The following is a 16,744-nucleotide window of genomic DNA, read 5'->3' as shown; positions in this document are numbered from 1 at the left end:
GCGCTACTCGCGACCAAGCGGTTCGCGAGCAGCGCTCGCGCCTACCCAGATGCCCACCATGGAGACAGCATGTCCGCCCTCTACATCCTGATTCCCGTCGCCATCGCCCTGGTCGGCTTCGCCATCTGGCTGTTCTTCTGGGCGGTGGACAGCGGCCAGTACGACGACCTCGACGGCCCGGCGCACAGCATTCTGTTCGACGACGAAGACCCGCTGCACAAGGCGGGGGTCGAACAGGCCGAAGAGCAGAGCAAGCAGGACAAGCCCGATGCTTGAGCTGGCGCCGCTGCTGGTGTCCGCGCTGATTCTCGGCCTGCTCGGTGGCGGTCACTGCCTGGGCATGTGCGGCGGCCTGATGGGCGCGCTGACCCTGGCCATCCCGGCCGAGCAGCGCGGCCGCCGCCTGCGCCTGCTGCTGGCCTACAACCTCGGTCGCATCCTCAGTTATGCCGCCGCCGGCCTGCTCCTCGGTCTGGCCGGCTGGGCCATTGCCGGCAGCGCCGGCGAAGTGGTGATGCGCACCCTGGCGGCCTTGCTGCTGATCGCCATGGGCCTGTACCTGGCCGGCTGGTGGAGCGGCCTGACCCGTATCGAGGCGCTCGGCCGCGGCCTGTGGCGCCACATTCAACCGCTGACCCGGCGCTTTATGCCGGTTACCAGCCTGCCGCGCGCCCTGGTGCTGGGCGGGCTGTGGGGCTGGCTGCCCTGCGGGCTGGTCTACAGCACCCTGCTGTGGGCCTCCAGCCAGGGCAACGCGGTCGACAGTGCCGTGCTGATGCTGGCTTTCGGCCTGGGCACCTGGCCGGTGCTGCTGGCCACTGGCCTCGCCGCCGAACGCGTCACCGCCCTGCTGCGCCAGCGCGGCATTCGCATGGCCGGCGGCCTGCTGGTCATACTGTTCGGCCTCTGGACCCTGCCCGGCCCGCACCAGCACTGGCTGATGGGGCACTGAGACGCCATATCCAACGCCGCCGCCCGCTGCCCCCCGTTGGGCTTCGCTGCGCTCAGCGCCAACCTACAGCTGCGCCGGCACATGTAACGCGCGCGCCAGGCAAACGCACCGCGACCTGACTCAGATCAACAGCCGCCGCCGCCGCACTCCCTAGACTGGCCCCACTGCCTTTCCAGGATTTTTTCCATGCTCGACGCCATCCAGTGGGACGCCGACCTGATCCGCCGCTACGATCTGGCCGGCCCGCGCTACACCTCCTATCCGACCGCCGTGCAGTTCCACGACGACATCGGCCCCTTCGACCTGCTGCACGCCCTGCGCGACAGCCGCAAGGGCAAGCGCCCGCTGTCGCTGTACCTGCACATCCCGTTCTGCGCGCACATCTGCTACTACTGCGCCTGCAACAAGGTGATCACCAAGGACCGCGGTCGCGCCCTGCCCTATCTGGAGAAGCTTGAACGCGAGATCGAGATCATCAGCCGCTACCTGGACCGGGGCCAGGTGATCGAGCAGCTGCACTTCGGCGGCGGCACCCCGACCTTCCTCAATCACGACGAACTGCGCCGGCTGATGCAGCACCTGCGTCAGCACTTCAATCTGCTCGACGACGACTCCGGCGACTACAGCATCGAGATCGACCCGCGCGAGGCCGACTGGTCGACCATGGGTCTGCTGCGCGAGCTGGGCTTCAACCGCGTCAGCCTCGGCGTGCAGGACCTCGACCCCGAGGTGCAGCGCGCGGTCAACCGCCTGCAGACCCTGGAGGAGACCCGCGCCATAGTCGAGGCGGCGCGCACCCTGCAGTTCCGCTCGGTGAACATCGACCTGATCTACGGCCTGCCCAAGCAGACCCCCGAGCGCTTCGCCCGTACCGTCGCCGAGGTGATCGCCCTGCAGCCCGACCGCCTGTCGCTGTTCAACTACGCCCATCTACCCGAGCGCTTCATGCCGCAGCGGCGCATCAGCGCCGACGACCTGCCCAGCCCGGCGCAGAAACTGGAGATGCTGCAGGCCAGCATCGAGCAGCTGACCCGCGCCGGGTATCGGTACATCGGCATGGACCACTTCGCCCTGCCCGACGACGAGCTGGCCGTGGCCCAGGAGGAAGGCACCCTGCAGCGCAACTTCCAGGGCTACACCACCCACGGTCATTGCGACCTGATCGGCCTGGGGGTGTCGGCCATCAGCCAGATCGGCGACCTTTACAGCCAGAACGACAGCGACATCGCCAGCTACCAGCAGAGCCTCGGCAACGGCCAACTGGCCACCAGCCGCGGCCTGCACTGCAACGCCGACGACCGCGTGCGCCGCGCGGTGATCCAGCAGCTGATCTGTCATTTCCAGCTGGATTTTGCCGCCATCGAGCAGGCCCACGGCCTGGTCTTTCGCGACTACTTCGCCGCGCTCTGGCCCGAGCTGCAGCAACTGGCCCGCGACGGCCTGATCCGACTCGACGCCGAACGCCTCGAAGTGTTGCCCGCCGGCCGCCTGCTGGTACGTTCGCTGTGCATGCTGTTCGACCGCTACCTCAACGACCAGGTGCGCCAGCGCTTTTCACGGGTGATCTGACCGGTTAGCAGCCGGCTTGCCGGCGATCAGGGCTCGGCCATCGCCAGGCTGGCGGCGGTCATCATCTGCTCGTCGCTGAGGCCGTTGTCGCGCATCAGCTTGATCAGGTTGGCATTGGCCGCAGTCAAGGCGCTGTTGAGCGACGCCAGCTCGGTCTGCAGCCCTTCAAGCTGCTGGCGCTTGGTTTCCGCATCGAGACTCTGATCGCTCATGATCGCCTCGATCTGCGCCTGCTTCTCGGCGATCTGCGCCTTCAGCTCGCGGATCATCTTCAGCAGCTGCTTGATGCTGTCGGGCAGCCCGCTGTCGTCGATGTCCTGGTTCTTGCCGGCCTTGGCCGACAGGCTCCTGCCCAGCTCGGAGAGACTGATGCGCAGGCCCTCGCGCACCTCCTCGGGACTGCGCTCGCCTGCGCTATTTTGTCGCTGCACGCCGCGGACCAGATTGGCCAGCGGAGCGCCGGATTCGATGCGCATCGCGCTGCTCCCTGCGTTGAACTAAGGTTCCACTGTCTGGGTCGGCCGCCTGGCGACGAACTTGAGCGGATGGTCAGACCTTGCTACGACTGGCCGGCATCCGCCCCCTGCTGTACCCTTACGAACATTGCGTGTTTACCCGGGAAGCCCAACGATGTCCGAGAGCATCAAGCTGCGTGCGCAGCATCAAGCCCATTGCAAGGATTGCAGCCTGGCCAGCCTGTGCCTGCCGATCTCGCTTAACCTGGAAGACATGGACGCGCTGGACGAGATCGTCAAGCGCGGCCGCCCGCTGAAGAAGGGCGAATTCCTGTTCCGCCAGGGCGACGCCTTCGGCTCGGTATTCGCCGTGCGCTCCGGCGCGCTGAAGACCTTCAGCCTGAGCGACGCCGGCGAGGAGCAGATCACCGGTTTTCACCTGCCCAGCGAGCTGGTCGGCCTGTCCGGCGTCGACGGCGAGCGCTACCCGGTCTCGGCCCAGGCGCTGGAGACCACCTCGGTGTGCGAGATCCCCTTCGAGCGCCTCGACGACCTGGCCCTGCAGCTGCCGCAGCTGCGCCGCCAGCTGATGCGCGTCATGAGCCGGGAGATCCGCGACGATCAGCAGATGATGCTGTTGCTGTCGAAGAAGACCGCCGACGAACGCATCGCCACCTTCCTGGTCAACCTCTCCGCGCGTTTCCGTGCCCGCGGCTTCTCCGCCAACCAGTTCCGCCTGGCCATGTCGCGCAACGAAATTGGTAACTATTTGGGCCTTGCGGTGGAGACGGTGTCTCGCGTATTTACCCGCTTCCAACAGAACAAGCTGCTCGAAGCCGAAGGCAAGGAAGTGCATATTCTCGACCCCATCGAGCTGTGCGCCCTGGCCGGCGGCAACCTCGACGTCTGAGCTCGCCCGCGAGTCGTGGGCGCAGCGCCTTTCAGGAACCCGCGATGATTTTCGACGAATTCAGCATCAAGACCCTGATCCGCCCGGTGCCGGACTTTCCCAAGCCGGGGGTGATCTTCCGCGACATCACCCCGCTGTTCCAGTCGCCGCGCGCCCTGCGCATGGTCGCCGACAGTTTCATCCAGCGTTACGTGGAGGCCGAGTTCAGCCATATCGGCGCCATGGACGCGCGCGGCTTCCTGATCGGCTCGATCATCGCCTACGAACTGAACAAGCCGCTGGTGCTGTTCCGCAAGCAGGGCAAGCTGCCGGCCGACGTGCTCAGCGAGGGCTACCAGACCGAATACGGCGAAGCCTTCCTCGAGGTGCATGCCGACAGCCTCTGCGAGGGCGACTCGGTGCTGATCTTCGATGACCTGATCGCCACCGGCGGCACCCTGCTGGCCGCCGCCAAGCTGGTGCGACGCATGGGCGCCAGCATCCATGAAGCCGCGGCGATCATCGACCTGCCGGAACTGGGCGGCTCGCAGAAGCTGCAGGACATCGGCATCCCCACCTTCTGCCTGACCGCCTTCGCCCTCGACGATCGTTGAGCAGTTGCCGCGTAGCCCGGATGCCATCCGGGACAGGCGTGCGCCCCATCCCGGACGGCATCCGGACCACCGATATCCACTGAAGTAATCATGAACGAACTCGAACTGAAGCAATCCCCCGCCGACTGGCGCCAGCGCCTGGGCCAGCTGATGGACGGCCTGGCCGTGCAGCGCCTGGTCACCCTGCTGATCGTGATCAACGCCGCCATTCTCGGCCTGCAGACCTCGCCGGCGATCATGGCCGACTGGGGCCGGCCGCTGCTGACCCTGGACGCCATCATCCTCGCCTGCTTCGTCATCGAGCTGGCGCTGCGCTTCGCCGCCCGCGGCCCCGGCCTGCTGCGCGATCCCTGGGCGGTGTTCGACTGCCTGGTGGTGGGCATCGCCCTGGTACCGGCCAGCGGCCCCTTCGCCGTGCTGCGCGCCCTGCGCGTGTTGCGCGTGCTGCGCCTGATCTCGATCAACCCGAGCATGCGCAAGGTGGTGCAGGCGCTGCTCGCCTCGCTGCCGGGCATGGGCAGCATCGTCATGCTGATGGGGCTGATCTTCTACGTCGCCGCGGTAATGGCCACCCAGCTGTTCGGCCAGAGCTTCCCCGAGTGGTTCGGTAACATCGGCGCCAGCCTCTACACCCTGTTCCAGGTGATGACCCTGGAGAGCTGGTCGATGGGCATCGTGCGTCCGGTGATGGAGGCCTATCCGCTGGCCTGGCTGTTCTTCGTGCCCTACATCCTCATCGCCACCTTCATGATGCTCAACCTGTTCATCGCGGTGATCGTCAACGCCATGCAGAGCACCCACGAGCCCAGCGCCGAGGAACAGGCCGCGGAGGCCCGCGAGCAGGCCATCCTCGACGAGCTCAGGGCGCTACGCGGCGAAATCGCCGAGCTGCGCCGCCAGAGCCGCTAACCCCTCGCTCGCCTCGACCAGGGCGGATTGCCCCGCCCTGGCCCCTTCAGTCCCTCGCGCTTGTCCGACACGACCCGCCTTAAGTTGGCGGCGTCCGGCGCGCCTGCGCCCGATAGTTACATCGTTCAATGACACGATTGCTCGTGTCGCCCAGAGCCGCACAACAACCGGGAGCACCGGCTCCCCAGAAGAGGACTCGAACGATGAGCGCCAGCGCCACCCTGCCCCAGCCGAAATCCAGCTTCCCGGTTCGCCGCATGGACTTCAGCTTCTCCGAGACGCCCAAGTACTGGTTCTACGACGATCCCTTCATGAGCCAGTTCATGAACAACCTGTCGTCGCTGTTCCCCTACGGCGAGAAGTTCTTCGTCGACAGCGTGCGGGCGGTGCGCGACCAGGTCAGCGAACCGCAGTTGAAGAAGGACATCAGCGCCTTCATCGGCCAGGAGGCCATGCACTCCAAGGAGCACGCGGCCTACAACGACTACGCCAATGAGCACGATATCGACCTGGAGCGCCTGGAGCTGCGCATCAAGGTGCTGCTGGAGTGGGTCACCAAGGTCAGCACCAAGAAGCAGCGTCTGGCCGCCACCTGCGCCCTGGAGCACTTCACCGCGACCATGGCCGAGCAGCTGCTCAAGCGCGAAGACCTCACCACCCAGATGAACGACCCCAAGCTGTACCAGCTGTGGATGTGGCACGCCATCGAGGAGAACGAGCACAAGGCGGTCTGCTACGACGTGTACCAGAAGGTCTACGGCGGCTATTTCACCCGCACCCTGGTGATGATGCTGACCACCCTGATCTTCCTCGGCGTGATCGGCTGGTTCCAGGTGCACCTGCTGCGCAAGGACGGCCAGCTGTTCAATTGGCGCAGCTGGGGTTTCGGCCTGAAGACGCTGTTCGGCCCGCGCAACGGCTTCTTCACCAAGCTGATCGGCCCCTACCTGGACTACTACCGCCCCGGCTTCCACCCCAAGGATCACGACACCGCGCAACTGGAAAGCCGCTGGCGCCAGCGCCTCGGCTTCGCCAACTGATGTCCCCTCGGGCGGCCCTGGCCGCCCTTTTTCATTCGCCTGTGCGCCCCGGAGCAGGCACTGTGGGAGCGGCTTGAGCCGCGAAATTCGCGGATAAATCCGGTCCTGGCCAAGCGCCTCGGACGACCCTCAGCCCAGACGCAGCTGCCCCAGGCTCTGCAGCACGCTGGCGCCGGTGAACAGCATGACGATCTGCTCCTCGGCCAGCGCGCGGATCGCCGCACGCCGCTGCGGCTGGCCGATATAGTCCAGCGACTGCTCGAACAGGCTGCGGCTTATCAGTCCGGACACCTGGCGCACCGCTGCCGCGCTGACGATACCCGGCAACAGCTTGAACTCGAGGATGTCCTCGGCCATATCGTCGGCGAAATCGTCCATCACCTGGCGCAGTGCCTCGCGCAATACGGGCGAAGCGCCGTGCAGTTCGCGCACGCCGATGATGAAGGCCTCGGGGTGCTCGGCGACGAAGTTGAAGAACAGCTGCACCGTCTCGTGGCAGACGCGCCGACCGCGGCCGAGGTCGATGCCCAGCAGCTTGGGCAGCACCGGCCCCTCGTCCTTGACCGCGCGCTGCGCGGCCTCGCGGCGCAGGTCGCGCAATGGCTGGCGCAGCAGCTGGGTGATCTCGCCGATCACGCTCAGGCCGAGATCGTCGATGTCGCGAAAATGCCGGTAGAAGGTATTGGGGTTGAGCCCGGCCTCGCGCGCCAGCTCGCGCAGGCCCAGGCTGCTGAGGCTGCGGCTGGTTGAGGTGAGACGTAACGCCGCCTCCATCAGCAGGCGCTTGCCGGGGGCTTCGCCGACCTTGTCGCGTAGCTGCGTTTCGTCGCTGTGCATCCTCACCCCTACCGAAAGTTGGCTTGTTGGTCCGCTGGCGCGCCGCGAGTATACATCTGTCTACCCAGGTATACAGCTGTAGACCTCAACAAGAACGACAAGCAGGAGTTCGCCCATGAATGCGCCCGTGTCACCCCCTACCGCTGCCCGCCAGTGCAAGATCGCCATCCTCGGCAGCGGCTTCTCCGGCCTCGGCATGGCGATCCGCCTCAAGCAAAAGGGCGAGCAGGATTTCCTCCTGTTCGAGAAAGAGGCGGGCGTCGGCGGCACCTGGCGGGTCAACAACTACCCGGGCTGCGGCTGCGACGTGCAATCGCACCTGTACTCCTTCTCCTTCGAGCCCAATCCGAACTGGACGCGGATGTTCGCCAAGCAGCCGGAGATCAAGCAATACCTGGAAGGCTGCTGGGAGAAGTACCGCCTGCAGGACAAGACCCTGCTCGGCACCGAGGTGGTGCAGATCCGCTGGGACGAACAGGCCGAGCTGTGGCACCTGCAGGACCGCGCCGGCAACCGTTACAGCGCGCAGTTCGTGGTCTCCGGCATGGGCGCGCTGTCGACGCCGTCGATTCCCAAGCTCAAGGGCCTGGAGCACTTCACCGGCGAGGTCTTTCACTCGCAGCAGTGGAACCACGACTACGACCTCACCGGCAAACGCGTGGCGGTGATCGGCACCGGCGCCTCGGCCATCCAGTTCGTGCCGCAGATCCAGAAGCAGGTCGAGCGCCTCGACCTTTATCAGCGCACCGCGCCCTGGATCATGCCCAAGCCCGACCGCGCCATTCGCGACGGCGAGCGCGCCCGCTTCCGGCGTTTCCCGCTGGCGCAGAAGCTCTGGCGCGGCGCCCTGTACGGCATCCTCGAAAGCCGGGTGATCGCCTTCGCCTTCGCCCCGCGCCTGCTGCGCCTGGCCCAGGGCATCGCCAAGCTGTACATCAACAGGCAGATCAAGGACCCGGTGCTGCGCGCCAAGGTCACCCCGGACTACACCATGGGCTGCAAGCGCGTGCTGATCTCCAACGACTACTACCCGGCGCTGGTGCAGCCGAACGTCGCGGTGATCACCGACGGCATCGCCGAAATCCTGCCGCACGGCGTGCGCACCGCCGATGGCCAGGAACGCGAGGTCGACGCCATCATCTTCGGCACCGGCTTCACCCCCAGCGACCCGCTGCCGCGCGGCACGGTGTTCGGCCGCGGCGGCGTCGACCTGCTCGACACCTGGCCGATGGGCCCGGAAGCCTACAAGGGCACCATGACCGCCGGCTTCCCCAACCTGTTCTTCCTCATGGGACCGAACACCGGGCTGGGCCACAACTCCATGGTCTATATGATCGAGTCGCAGATCGCCTACGTGCTCGGCGCCCTCAAGCAGGTCGAGGACGGCCGCCTGCAGAGCCTGGAACCCAAGCGCGAGGCGCAGGATGCCTTCAACCGGAGGATCCAGGGCACCCTCGGCGGCACGGTGTGGAACGCCGGCGGCTGCATGAGCTGGTACCTGCACCCGGTCAGCGGGCGCAACTGCACGGTATGGCCCGGTTTCACCTGGCGCTTTCGCATGCTGACGCGCCACTTCGACTCGGCGGCCTACCACTTCAGCCGCAAGGACGCCGTACACCCGGCGCAGAGCAACGCCCTCATCCTCGACGTGCAGGAGGCCACCGCATGAAATCCTTCGAAAACAAAGTAGCCGCCATCACCGGCGCCGGCTCCGGCATCGGCCGCGCCCTCGCCTACCACCTGGCCCGCCAGGGCTGCCACCTGGCGCTGTCCGACGTCAATCTCGAGGGCCTCACGGAAACCGCGGAGCAGGCGCGCAAGCTTGGCGTCACCGTCAGCGCAGCCCGCCTGGACGTGGCCGACCGCGCCGCCATGCAGGCCTGGGCCGAGCAGGTGGTGGCCGAGTTCGGCCGGGTCAATGCCATCTTCAACAACGCCGGCGTGGCGCAGGGCGGCACCGTGGAAGGCAACGATTACGCAGACTACGAGTGGATCATGAACATCAACTTCTGGGGCGTGGTCAACGGCACCAAGGCCTTCCTGCCCCACCTCAAGGCGAGCGGCGCCGGCCATGTGGTCAACGTCTCCAGCGTGTTCGGCCTGTTCTCCCAGCCCGGCATGAGCGCCTACAACGCCAGCAAGTTCGCCGTGCGCGGCTTCACCGAATCCCTGCGCCAGGAGCTGGACATGGACGCTTGCGGCGTGTCCGCCAGCTGCGTGCACCCCGGCGGCATTCGCACCAATATCGCCAAGACCGCGCGGATGAACGACAGCCTGACCAAGGTAACAGGGCAAGCCGCCGAGCAGGCGCGCCAGCAGTTCAACGATCAGTTGCTGCGCACCACGCCGGAACAGGCGGCCAAGGTCATAGTGGGCGGCGTGCTGGCCAACAAGCGGCGCATCCTGATCGGCGCCGACGCCCATGTGCTGGACTGGATGCAGCGCAGCATGCCGGCGCTGTACCAACGCCTGGTGACCGTCTCGATGCGCCTGGCCGCGCGCTTCGCGCCCAAGCCCAAGGGGGCAGCCAAGGTGCGCGAGGCGACCGAGTAAAAAGCGCCACCGCGGGGCCGGCCCATGCCGGCCCCGTGCGTTTTGTCGGGTAACGCCCGGCGCTGCGCCATCTGGGCTATGGTGGGGAAACCGACGCAACACTCATCCACGCGGCGCCGATTCCGGCCCCCGGCTGGAACCCTCGGGCCAGCGTCGACGCCCGGGGCGGCGCCTCGCCATGAGGATAAGCCCATGAGCACCATGACCTGCACCCACCGCGACCACATCATTCGCGCCACGGTGATGGAACACCCAGGCCTGCCCACGCCCTGGGCCGGCGGCTGCCAGATCACCGACCCCGACGGCCACACCAGCAAGCGCCAGACCCTGCCGGTGGACTATGCCTTCATGGACGACCTGAATAAGGCGCAGCGCGCCTCCATCGCCCACGGCAAATGGCTGGTGGACCAGAAGCTCGACCACGGCCGCAGCTGGCATTGACCCTGGGTGCACCGCAGCCCGTAGCCCGGATGAAATCCGCGGCAGAGCGCAAGGCTTTCCCCGGTGGCATCCGGGCTATGCATCCCGCCGCAGCGGATCGAGCAGCGGCTTGAGGCCGTTGTGGTCGATCTCCTGCATCAGCGCCAGCAGCTGGCCCAGTTCGCCCTTGGGAAAGCCGGCGCGGGCGAACCAGTTGAGGTAGTGCCCGGGCAGGTCGGCGATCAGCCGATCCTTGTACTTGCCGTAGGGCATGCGGCGGGTCACCAGGAGTTTCAGCGCTTCGGGGTTCATCGGGGTCTCGCACAATGATCGGCGGTAACGCCGGCCATTGTGCCAGAGCCTCAGCGCGCGAGCGCCTCGCGCACGAAATCCAGGCGATCCTGGCCGAAGAACATCTCGCCGCCGACGAAGCAGGTCGGCGCGCCGAACACGCCGCGCTTGACCGCCTCCTCGGTGGTCGCCTTGAGCGCGTCCTTCACCTCTTGTTCGGCGATCTGCGCCTGCAGCGCCTCGGCGTCGAAGCCGGCCGCGGTCAGTACTTCGGCCACCTTCGCCGGATCGCCGAGGTTCGCGCCATCCACCCAGATCGCCTGGAACAGCGCCTGCAGGCCCGCCGCCAAGCGCTCGGGCTGATACAGCTGGATGGCGACGACCAGGCGCATCAGGCTCAGGGTATTGAGCGGGAAATGCGGGTTGAAGCGCATCGCCACGCCGTAGCGCTCGGCGAAGCGCGCCAGGTCGCGCAGCATGTAGCAGCCCTTGGCCGGGATCAGCGCCGGCGAGGCGTTGCCGGTGGCCTGGAACACGCCGCCCAGCAGCATCGGCCGGTAGACCAGCGCGGCGCCGCTGTCGCGGCAGATGGCGGGCAGTTGGGTATGGGCCAGGTAGGAGGCCGGGCTGCCCAGGTCGAAGAAGAATTCCACGCTCTTGCTCATGGCGGTCACTCGCTTGTGGTTATGGGGCAATTACCAGCGCTCGATCCAGGGCCGCAGGTCCAGCTCGAAGGTCCAGGCGTCGCGCGGCTGGCTGTGCAGGTACCAGTAGCTGTCGGCGATATGCTCGGGATCGAGGATGCCGTCCTGGTCCTTCTTGGCATAGAGCTCGGGGAAGCTGTCGCGGATAAAGGCGGTGTCGATCGCGCCGTCCACCACCACATGGGCGACATGCACGTTCAGCGGCCCCAGCTCGCGCGCCATGCTCTGCGCCAGGGCGCGGATGCCGTGCTTGGCGCCGGCGAAGGCGGCAAACCCGGCGGCGCCGCGCAGACCGGCGGTGGCGCCGGTGAACAGGATGGTGCCGCGGCCGCGGGCGACCATGCGCTTGGCCACCGCCTGGCTGGTGAGGAACCCGGCGAAGCAGGCCATTTCCCAGATCTTGAAGTACTTGCGCGCGGTCTCCTCGAGGATGCTGCAGGGCACGTTGGCGCCGATGTTGAAGACCATCGCCTCGATCGGGCCGATCTCCCGTTCGATGTGCTCGACCAGTTCGGCCACCTGCTCTTCCTGGCGCGCATCGGAGGCGAAACCATGGGCCTGGCCGCCCTCGGCGCGAATCTGCTCGAGCAGCGGCTGCAACTTGTCCAGGCTGCGCCGGGTGACGCAGGCGACATAGCCTTCACGGGCGAAACGCCGGGCGATGGCGCCGCCGGTGGCATCGCCGGCGCCGATAACCAGTGCGACTTTCTTGTTGTGTACGTCACTCATGGCCTACCTCGCTAACTAAACGGTCGTTAGGTGAACGGACGTTATGCTAGGCTTCGCGCCAGGTCAAGCGACATTCCTCCGGAGCTCCCATGCGCTACTCCGCCGAACACAAGGCCGAAACCCGCGAGAAACTGCTCGCCAGCAGCGGCGCCATCGCCAAGCAGGGCGGCTTCGCCACCACCGGCGTGGACGCCCTGATGAAGGCCATCGGCCTCAGCGGCGCGGCCTTCTACAGCCATTTCGACTCCAAGGACGCCCTGTTCGCCGCGCTGCTCGAACGCGAGCTGAGCAACAGCCTGGCCCGCCTCGGCGCCGGCGATGGCGGGCGCGACAAGCTCAAGCGCTGCCTGGCCGCCTACCTCAGCCTGGCCCACGTCGAACAGCCGCAGCAGGGCTGCGCCCTGCCCGCCCTCGGCGCCGAGATCGCCCGCGCCGACCTGGCCGTACGCCAACGCGTCCAGGACTGGATAGTGCAACTGCAGCAGGCCTGGGCCGAGATCTTAGGCGACCCGCAACTGGCCTGGGCCATCCTCGCCCAATGCCTCGGCGCCGTGCTGCTGGCGCGCATGCTGGCCGGCGGCGAAGCCCGCCAGCAGGTGCTGGACGCCAGCCTGAATCTGCTGCAAGGCACACTGGAGCCTGTCGGCTGAGGGCGGATACCGCTAGGCTAGAGGCTATTTCCCCGCGGCAGGATCCACCCATGTCCCATACCCCCTCCCCCCTGGTCGGCGACACCCCGTTGCACGCCATCGAAGTGCGCCTGCTCGGCTGCCTGATCGAAAAGCAGCTGACCACCCCGGAAAGCTACCCGCTGACCCTCAATGCCCTGCAACTGGCCTGCAACCAGAAGACCAGCCGCGAGCCGCTGATGAACCTGGAAACCGGCGAAGTCGGCCGTTACCTGCGCAGCCTGGAAGGCCGCGAGCTGGTGCGCCTGGTCATGGGCAGCCGCGCCGACCGCTGGGAGCAGCGCTGCGACAAGCAGCTGGAGCTGGTCAAGCCGCAGACCGTGCTGCTCGGCCTGCTGCTGCTGCGCGGCCCGCAGACCCTGAGCGAACTGCTGACACGCAGCAACCGCATGCACGACTTCGACGACGTCGCCGAAGTCCAGCACCAGCTGGAGCGCCTGATCGGCCGCGGCCTGGTGGTGCTGCTGCCGCGTCAGAGCGGCCAGCGCGAGGATCGCTATATGCACCTGCTGGGCGAGCCGACCGACCTGGAAAGCCTGCTGGCCAGCCGCCCCAGTTCGCGTAGCGAGACCTCGGCACCTAACGACGAACGCCTGGTCGAACTGGAAGCGCGCATCGCCGCCCTCGAAGAACGTCTGGCGCGCCTCGAAGGCGCGCAATAATCCCTATGGAAAAGGAGCCCACAGCGTTGACTCTCAAAACCCGTTTCAGCCTGATTCTCGCCACCGCCCTGCTCGCCGCCGGCTGCAGCACCGCCGACAAACCGCCGGCCAAGCCCGCCGACCCCAGCCAGGGCTGCACCTCTTCGGCAGTGGAACACCTGCAGGGCCAGGTGGCCACCCCCGAACTGCTCGAACAGGCCCGCCAGCAGGCCGGCGCCAGCACCGCCCGCGTGCTCACCCCCGGCAGCGTGGTGACCCTGGAATACAACGGCCAGCGCCTCAATCTCAACGTCGACGACCAGCGCGTCATCACCCGCGTATCCTGCGGCTAGCCTGGTCGAGGTGCGGGTGACGCCCGCACCTTCCTCTGGCGCAAAGATCATTGGCGCGCTAGCTTTAAGCACACTTACCCCCTCACAGGCCACCGCCATGACCACCCAAGTGCAGCCCTGCGCCGAGCTGCTGCTGGACAACCAGCTGTGCTTCGCCCTCTATTCCACCTCGCTGCTGATGACCAAGACCTACAAGCCGCTGCTGCAGGCACTGGGACTGACCTACCCGCAGTACCTGGCCATGCTGGTGCTGTGGGAGAACGACGGCATCACCGTCGGCGAGATCAGCGCACGCATGCTCACCGACCCCGGCTCGCTCACCCCCCTGCTCAAGCGCCTGGAAAGCGAGGGCCTGCTGCAGCGGGTACGCAGCAGCCAGGACGAACGCGTGGTGCAGCTCTACCTCACCGACCGGGGCCGCGCCCTGCACGAGCAGGCCAAGGCGCTGCCGGCCTGCATCCTCAAGGCCTCCGGCCTGAGCCTGGAGAAGCTCGCCTCGCTCAAAGCGGATCTGGTGGAACTGCGCAGTCACCTGCAGCAATCGCTCTAAACCAGGCGCTCATGCCGCCCATCGCACCGGCAGCGATTGAGCGGCCGCCACCTCAAGGTCCATCCGAGGTCCGCACGCCCCCGCCCGAGCCCTTCCATCGGCTCTATCCCCCGTCACGCCTGCTTATGCTCTGAAGTTCCAGGGTTATAGCGAAATACTCAAAAAATTATCTTGCGCGCAAAATGTATGCGGACTACAGTTCGCTCCATGGAAATGACTTGCGCACAAAACATTAGCGCGAAATATTCCACGGAGACTTCGCTGTCGTCTCCACCCGCTACCCACCGAAGCCCTGGAGAAACCGATGAAAACCCTGATCGCACTGACCGCCACGCTGATTCTTTCCGCCCCGGTTCTGGCCGACAATGGTCAAGCCAGCCAGAACGGCAAGGGCCTGTACCCCGAATGGCTGGTCAGCCACGAAGGCTGATCGACGAATACCTACGCACCCCCCCATCGCATCTCAAGAGGAATACCGCCATGACCATCGAAAACGTTCTCTACCGTGCTACCGCTGAAGCCTTCGGCGGCCGTGAAGGCCGCGCCGTCTCCTCCGACGGCGTACTGGACATCGCCCTGACCACGCCGAAGGAACTCGGCGGCGCCGGCGGCAACGGCACCAACCCGGAACAACTGTTCGCCGCCGGCTATTCGGCCTGCTTCCTCGGCGCCCTGAAGTTCGTCGCCGCCCGCGACAAGCTGAGCATCCCGGCCGACTCCTTTATCGAAGGCACCGTGGGCATCGGCCCGATCCCCACCGGCTTCGGCATCGAGGTGGAGCTGCGCATCAGCCTGCCGGGCCTGGACCGCGAAGCGGCGCAGACCCTGGTGGACCGCGCGCACATCGTCTGCCCCTACTCCAATGCCACCCGCGGCAACATCGACGTCACCTTGACCATCGTCTGACACACTGAGGCGAACGCTGACGGCCTGGCCGTCAGCGGGCCCAAGAGGAAACACCGCAGCCACCCCGTATCGCTGCGGCTTGCCACTGAATATCGCCATGCCGATTGCCATCGGCGTACCCGCCAGCCCCTGGTGCGAAGTGGTCACCGCGAAGATGACTTACCGCAACAGCGCCGGTGAAGTGGAAGTGCTCACCTACGAGCAGCTGTCCAGCATTTGCAGCAACCAGAACTGATCCTTGCAGCCCCTATCGACAGGAGTTTGACCATGAACATCTCGCGTACCCTGACCGCCGGGCTGCTTGCCCTGGCCGTTAGCAGTAGCTTCGCCGCCGGCAGCCCCGGTGTGGAACACAACACTCAGGGCTTCCTCGAGGCCCTGGCTGCCGGCGGCGGCCAACCGCTGGAAACCCTCTCGCCGAAGGATGCCCGCGCCGTGCTGGTGGGCGCCCAGGCCAGTGCCAAGGTGGACCTGTCCGGCATCGTGGTGGACACCAAGGTGATCCAGGCCAACGGCCAGTCGATCACCCTCAAGGTGGTGCGTCCCGAAGGTGCTCGCGGCGTGCTGCCGGGCTTCATGTTCTTTCACGGCGGCGGCTGGGTGCTGGGCGACTACCCGACCCATGAGCGCCTGATCCGCGACCTGGTGGTAGGCTCCGGCGCTGCGGCGGTCTATGTCGACTACACCCCGTCGCCGGAAGCCAAGTACCCGACCGCGATCAACCAGGCCTACGCCGCCACCCAGTGGGTCGCCGACAACGGCAGCCAGATCGGCGTCGACGGCTCCCGTCTGGCCGTGGCCGGCAACAGCGTCGGCGGCAACATGGCGGCGGTGGTGGCGCTCAAGGCCAAGGAGGCTGGCACGCCGAAGCTGCGCTTCCAGCTGCTGCTGTGGCCGGTGACCGACGCCAACTTCAACAACGCCTCCTACAACCAGTTCGCCGAAGGCCACTTCCTGACCCGCGGCATGATGGAATGGTTCTGGGACAACTACACCACCGACCCGAAGCAGCGCAACGAGATCCATGCCTCGCCGCTGCGGGCCAGCCTGGAGCAGCTCAAAGGCCTGCCGCCGGCACTGGTGCAGACCGCCGAGATGGACGTGCTGCGCGACGAAGGCGAAGCCTACGCCCGCCGCCTCAACGCCGCCGGCGTGGCGGTGACCGCCGTGCGCTACAACGGCATGATCCACGACTATGGCCTGCTCAACGTGCTGGCCGGGGTGCCGGCGGTGCGCAACGCCATGGATCAGGCCGCCCAGGCACTGAAGAACGGCCTCGAGTAAGCGGCTGAAAAAACTAACCCCGCCACCGTTACCGGTGGCGGGGTTTGGTTTTGCTCATCGTCCTTCGCGACTGCTCACACAGAGCTACGAACCTGTTCCCAGGTCAGGTCCAGGCACTTGCGTGCTTTTTCCACCAGTTCGTCGATCTCCGCACGGCTGATCACCAGCGGCGGCGCGATGATCATGGTGTCGCCCACGGCGCGCATGATCAGACCATTGTCGAAGCAATGACCGCGGCAGACCATGCCCACGCCCACCTCGCCGGCGAAGCGCGTGCGCGTGCGCGTCACCTTGCCCCGCACCAACTCGATGGCGCCGAGCATGCCGACACCGCGCACCTCGCCCACCAGCGGATGCTC

The 16,744-nt window shown here is 66.5% G+C and carries 23 protein-coding genes and 1 pseudogene; 18 read left to right on the top strand and 6 right to left on the bottom strand.

Annotated elements, in window-relative coordinates:
- Positions 1–69: 69 nt before the first annotated feature.
- The 3 genes from ccoS (at position 70) to hemN (ending at position 2,521) form a co-directional block, all read left to right on the top strand.
- Positions 70–276, top strand: coding sequence for a cbb3-type cytochrome oxidase assembly protein CcoS (gene ccoS, locus EA796_RS04490; protein WP_096826649.1), 207 nt, complete (start codon positions 70–72; stop codon positions 274–276).
- A complete protein-coding gene (locus tag EA796_RS04485) occupies positions 269–952 on the top strand; it encodes a sulfite exporter TauE/SafE family protein (protein WP_122107697.1) in 684 nt (227 codons plus the stop codon). The genes ccoS and EA796_RS04485 overlap by 8 nt, the downstream gene beginning before the upstream one ends.
- Before the next feature lie 186 nt (positions 953–1,138).
- A complete protein-coding gene (hemN, locus tag EA796_RS04480; protein ID WP_122107696.1) occupies positions 1,139–2,521 on the top strand; it encodes an oxygen-independent coproporphyrinogen III oxidase in 1,383 nt (460 codons plus the stop codon).
- 26 nt (positions 2,522–2,547) lie between these two features.
- Here hemN and EA796_RS04475 read toward each other — a convergent pair whose 3' ends face one another.
- Positions 2,548–2,997, bottom strand: a complete 450-nt coding sequence (locus EA796_RS04475) for a hypothetical protein (protein WP_122107695.1) — start codon at positions 2,995–2,997, stop codon at positions 2,548–2,550.
- A gap of 154 nt (positions 2,998–3,151) precedes the next feature.
- On the opposite strand from EA796_RS04475, the gene fnr reads away from it, so the two are divergent.
- The 4 genes from fnr to EA796_RS04455 all read left to right on the top strand — a co-directional run bounded on the left by fnr (position 3,152) and on the right by EA796_RS04455 (position 6,428).
- On the top strand, positions 3,152–3,886 hold the full coding sequence (gene fnr / locus EA796_RS04470; protein WP_021442868.1) for a fumarate/nitrate reduction transcriptional regulator Fnr: 735 nt from the start codon (positions 3,152–3,154) through the stop codon (positions 3,884–3,886).
- 44 nt (positions 3,887–3,930) lie between these two features.
- Positions 3,931–4,479 (top strand): adenine phosphoribosyltransferase, encoded by a 549-nt coding sequence (locus tag EA796_RS04465; protein ID WP_021442869.1) that lies wholly within the window; start codon positions 3,931–3,933, stop codon positions 4,477–4,479.
- 90 nt (positions 4,480–4,569) lie between these two features.
- Complete coding sequence (locus EA796_RS04460) at positions 4,570–5,388, top strand: ion transporter (RefSeq protein WP_122107694.1); 819 nt, start codon at positions 4,570–4,572, stop codon at positions 5,386–5,388.
- A gap of 203 nt (positions 5,389–5,591) precedes the next feature.
- Positions 5,592–6,428: a metal-dependent hydrolase gene (locus EA796_RS04455; protein WP_021442871.1), complete on the top strand. Its 837-nt coding sequence runs from the start codon at positions 5,592–5,594 to the stop codon at positions 6,426–6,428.
- Positions 6,429–6,557: 129 nt separating this feature from the next.
- On the opposite strand, the gene EA796_RS04450 is transcribed toward EA796_RS04455, so the two are convergent.
- Positions 6,558–7,265, bottom strand: coding sequence for a TetR family transcriptional regulator (locus tag EA796_RS04450; protein WP_122107693.1), 708 nt, complete (start codon positions 7,263–7,265; stop codon positions 6,558–6,560).
- A 115-nt stretch (positions 7,266–7,380) separates the two neighbouring features.
- On the opposite strand from EA796_RS04450, the gene EA796_RS04445 reads away from it, so the two are divergent.
- The 3 genes from EA796_RS04445 to EA796_RS04435 all read left to right on the top strand — a co-directional run bounded on the left by EA796_RS04445 (position 7,381) and on the right by EA796_RS04435 (position 10,259).
- Positions 7,381–8,934 (top strand): NAD(P)/FAD-dependent oxidoreductase, encoded by a 1,554-nt coding sequence (locus tag EA796_RS04445; protein ID WP_122107692.1) that lies wholly within the window; start codon positions 7,381–7,383, stop codon positions 8,932–8,934.
- Positions 8,931–9,818 carry an SDR family oxidoreductase gene (locus EA796_RS04440; protein ID WP_122107691.1) on the top strand — a complete coding sequence of 296 codons (888 nt, stop codon included), beginning with the start codon at positions 8,931–8,933 and terminating at the stop codon, positions 9,816–9,818. The genes EA796_RS04445 and EA796_RS04440 overlap by 4 nt, the downstream gene beginning before the upstream one ends.
- A 192-nt stretch (positions 9,819–10,010) precedes the next feature.
- The gene (locus EA796_RS04435; protein ID WP_021442875.1) at positions 10,011–10,259 is read left to right on the top strand and encodes a hypothetical protein; all 249 of its coding nucleotides are present in this window, start codon (positions 10,011–10,013) and stop codon (positions 10,257–10,259) included.
- A gap of 75 nt (positions 10,260–10,334) precedes the next feature.
- Here the strand turns inward: EA796_RS04435 and EA796_RS04430 are convergent, their stop codons facing one another.
- The 3 genes from EA796_RS04430 to EA796_RS04420 are packed head-to-tail and all read right to left on the bottom strand — an operon-like array spanning position 10,335 to position 11,962.
- Entirely contained in the window at positions 10,335–10,550 is a 216-nt protein-coding gene (locus tag EA796_RS04430) for a DUF3820 family protein (RefSeq protein ID WP_021442876.1), read from the bottom strand.
- Positions 10,551–10,600: 50 nt separating this feature from the next.
- A complete protein-coding gene (locus EA796_RS04425; protein WP_122107690.1) occupies positions 10,601–11,194 on the bottom strand; it encodes a 2-hydroxychromene-2-carboxylate isomerase in 594 nt (197 codons plus the stop codon).
- A gap of 30 nt (positions 11,195–11,224) precedes the next feature.
- The gene (locus EA796_RS04420; protein ID WP_122107689.1) at positions 11,225–11,962 is read right to left on the bottom strand and encodes an SDR family oxidoreductase; all 738 of its coding nucleotides are present in this window, start codon (positions 11,960–11,962) and stop codon (positions 11,225–11,227) included.
- A gap of 89 nt (positions 11,963–12,051) precedes the next feature.
- Here EA796_RS04420 and EA796_RS04415 point away from each other — a divergent pair, with 89 nt between their 5' ends.
- From EA796_RS04415 to EA796_RS04385, 8 genes are all read left to right on the top strand, one after another.
- A complete protein-coding gene (locus EA796_RS04415) occupies positions 12,052–12,612 on the top strand; it encodes a TetR/AcrR family transcriptional regulator (protein ID WP_122107688.1) in 561 nt (186 codons plus the stop codon).
- Between the two features lie 50 nt (positions 12,613–12,662).
- A complete protein-coding gene (locus tag EA796_RS04410) occupies positions 12,663–13,313 on the top strand; it encodes a YceH family protein (RefSeq protein ID WP_122107687.1) in 651 nt (216 codons plus the stop codon).
- 26 nt (positions 13,314–13,339) lie between these two features.
- On the top strand, positions 13,340–13,645 hold the full coding sequence (locus EA796_RS04405; RefSeq protein WP_021445628.1) for an I78 family peptidase inhibitor: 306 nt from the start codon (positions 13,340–13,342) through the stop codon (positions 13,643–13,645).
- 97 nt (positions 13,646–13,742) lie between these two features.
- Complete coding sequence (locus EA796_RS04400; protein WP_021445629.1) at positions 13,743–14,195, top strand: MarR family winged helix-turn-helix transcriptional regulator; 453 nt, start codon at positions 13,743–13,745, stop codon at positions 14,193–14,195.
- A gap of 304 nt (positions 14,196–14,499) precedes the next feature.
- Positions 14,500–14,625 carry a hypothetical protein gene (locus EA796_RS23405; protein ID WP_021445630.1) on the top strand — a complete coding sequence of 42 codons (126 nt, stop codon included), beginning with the start codon at positions 14,500–14,502 and terminating at the stop codon, positions 14,623–14,625.
- 50 nt (positions 14,626–14,675) lie between these two features.
- On the top strand, positions 14,676–15,101 hold the full coding sequence (locus EA796_RS04395; protein WP_021445631.1) for an organic hydroperoxide resistance protein: 426 nt from the start codon (positions 14,676–14,678) through the stop codon (positions 15,099–15,101).
- Positions 15,102–15,105: 4 nt separating this feature from the next.
- Complete coding sequence (locus tag EA796_RS23400) at positions 15,106–15,336, top strand: DUF2790 domain-containing protein (protein ID WP_305955984.1); 231 nt, start codon at positions 15,106–15,108, stop codon at positions 15,334–15,336.
- Positions 15,337–15,368: 32 nt separating this feature from the next.
- Positions 15,369–16,385, top strand: coding sequence for an alpha/beta hydrolase (locus EA796_RS04385; RefSeq protein ID WP_122107686.1), 1,017 nt, complete (start codon positions 15,369–15,371; stop codon positions 16,383–16,385).
- Between the two features lie 74 nt (positions 16,386–16,459).
- On the opposite strand, the pseudogene EA796_RS04380 reads toward EA796_RS04385, so the two are convergent.
- Positions 16,460–16,744: pseudogene (locus EA796_RS04380) on the bottom strand (aminotransferase class III-fold pyridoxal phosphate-dependent enzyme); the annotation flags it as partial.

This window comes from Pseudomonas sp. AOB-7, from assembly GCF_003696305.1.
Lineage (GTDB): Bacteria > Pseudomonadota > Gammaproteobacteria > Pseudomonadales > Pseudomonadaceae > Aquipseudomonas.
The sequence above is the reverse complement of the archived record's forward strand: the minus strand, read 5'-3'. Positions and strand labels throughout refer to the sequence as shown.

Excerpts from the sequence above, each read along its gene's own strand:
- EA796_RS04475 (WP_122107695.1), bottom strand. The coding sequence starts at position 2,997 with ATGCGCATCGAATCCGGCGCTCCGCTGGCCAATCTGGTCCGCGGCGTG.
- EA796_RS04410 (WP_122107687.1), top strand. The coding sequence starts at position 12,663 with ATGTCCCATACCCCCTCCCCCCTGGTCGGCGACACCCCGTTGCACGCC.
- ccoS (WP_096826649.1), top strand. The coding sequence starts at position 70 with ATGTCCGCCCTCTACATCCTGATTCCCGTCGCCATCGCCCTGGTCGGC.
- EA796_RS04415 (WP_122107688.1), top strand. The coding sequence starts at position 12,052 with ATGCGCTACTCCGCCGAACACAAGGCCGAAACCCGCGAGAAACTGCTC.
- EA796_RS04445 (WP_122107692.1), top strand. The coding sequence starts at position 7,381 with ATGAATGCGCCCGTGTCACCCCCTACCGCTGCCCGCCAGTGCAAGATC.
- hemN (WP_122107696.1), top strand. The coding sequence starts at position 1,139 with ATGCTCGACGCCATCCAGTGGGACGCCGACCTGATCCGCCGCTACGAT.
- EA796_RS04465 (WP_021442869.1), top strand. The coding sequence starts at position 3,931 with ATGATTTTCGACGAATTCAGCATCAAGACCCTGATCCGCCCGGTGCCG.
- EA796_RS04455 (WP_021442871.1), top strand. The coding sequence starts at position 5,592 with ATGAGCGCCAGCGCCACCCTGCCCCAGCCGAAATCCAGCTTCCCGGTT.
- EA796_RS04485 (WP_122107697.1), top strand. The coding sequence starts at position 269 with ATGCTTGAGCTGGCGCCGCTGCTGGTGTCCGCGCTGATTCTCGGCCTG.
- EA796_RS04440 (WP_122107691.1), top strand. The coding sequence starts at position 8,931 with ATGAAATCCTTCGAAAACAAAGTAGCCGCCATCACCGGCGCCGGCTCC.
- EA796_RS04450 (WP_122107693.1), bottom strand. The coding sequence starts at position 7,265 with ATGCACAGCGACGAAACGCAGCTACGCGACAAGGTCGGCGAAGCCCCC.
- fnr (WP_021442868.1), top strand. The coding sequence starts at position 3,152 with ATGTCCGAGAGCATCAAGCTGCGTGCGCAGCATCAAGCCCATTGCAAG.
- EA796_RS04430 (WP_021442876.1), bottom strand. The coding sequence starts at position 10,550 with ATGAACCCCGAAGCGCTGAAACTCCTGGTGACCCGCCGCATGCCCTAC.
- EA796_RS04425 (WP_122107690.1), bottom strand. The coding sequence starts at position 11,194 with ATGAGCAAGAGCGTGGAATTCTTCTTCGACCTGGGCAGCCCGGCCTCC.
- EA796_RS04435 (WP_021442875.1), top strand. The coding sequence starts at position 10,011 with ATGAGCACCATGACCTGCACCCACCGCGACCACATCATTCGCGCCACG.
- EA796_RS04385 (WP_122107686.1), top strand. The coding sequence starts at position 15,369 with ATGAACATCTCGCGTACCCTGACCGCCGGGCTGCTTGCCCTGGCCGTT.
- EA796_RS04400 (WP_021445629.1), top strand. The coding sequence starts at position 13,743 with ATGACCACCCAAGTGCAGCCCTGCGCCGAGCTGCTGCTGGACAACCAG.
- EA796_RS04395 (WP_021445631.1), top strand. The coding sequence starts at position 14,676 with ATGACCATCGAAAACGTTCTCTACCGTGCTACCGCTGAAGCCTTCGGC.
- EA796_RS04420 (WP_122107689.1), bottom strand. The coding sequence starts at position 11,962 with ATGAGTGACGTACACAACAAGAAAGTCGCACTGGTTATCGGCGCCGGC.
- EA796_RS23405 (WP_021445630.1), top strand. The coding sequence starts at position 14,500 with ATGAAAACCCTGATCGCACTGACCGCCACGCTGATTCTTTCCGCCCCG.
- EA796_RS04460 (WP_122107694.1), top strand. The coding sequence starts at position 4,570 with ATGAACGAACTCGAACTGAAGCAATCCCCCGCCGACTGGCGCCAGCGC.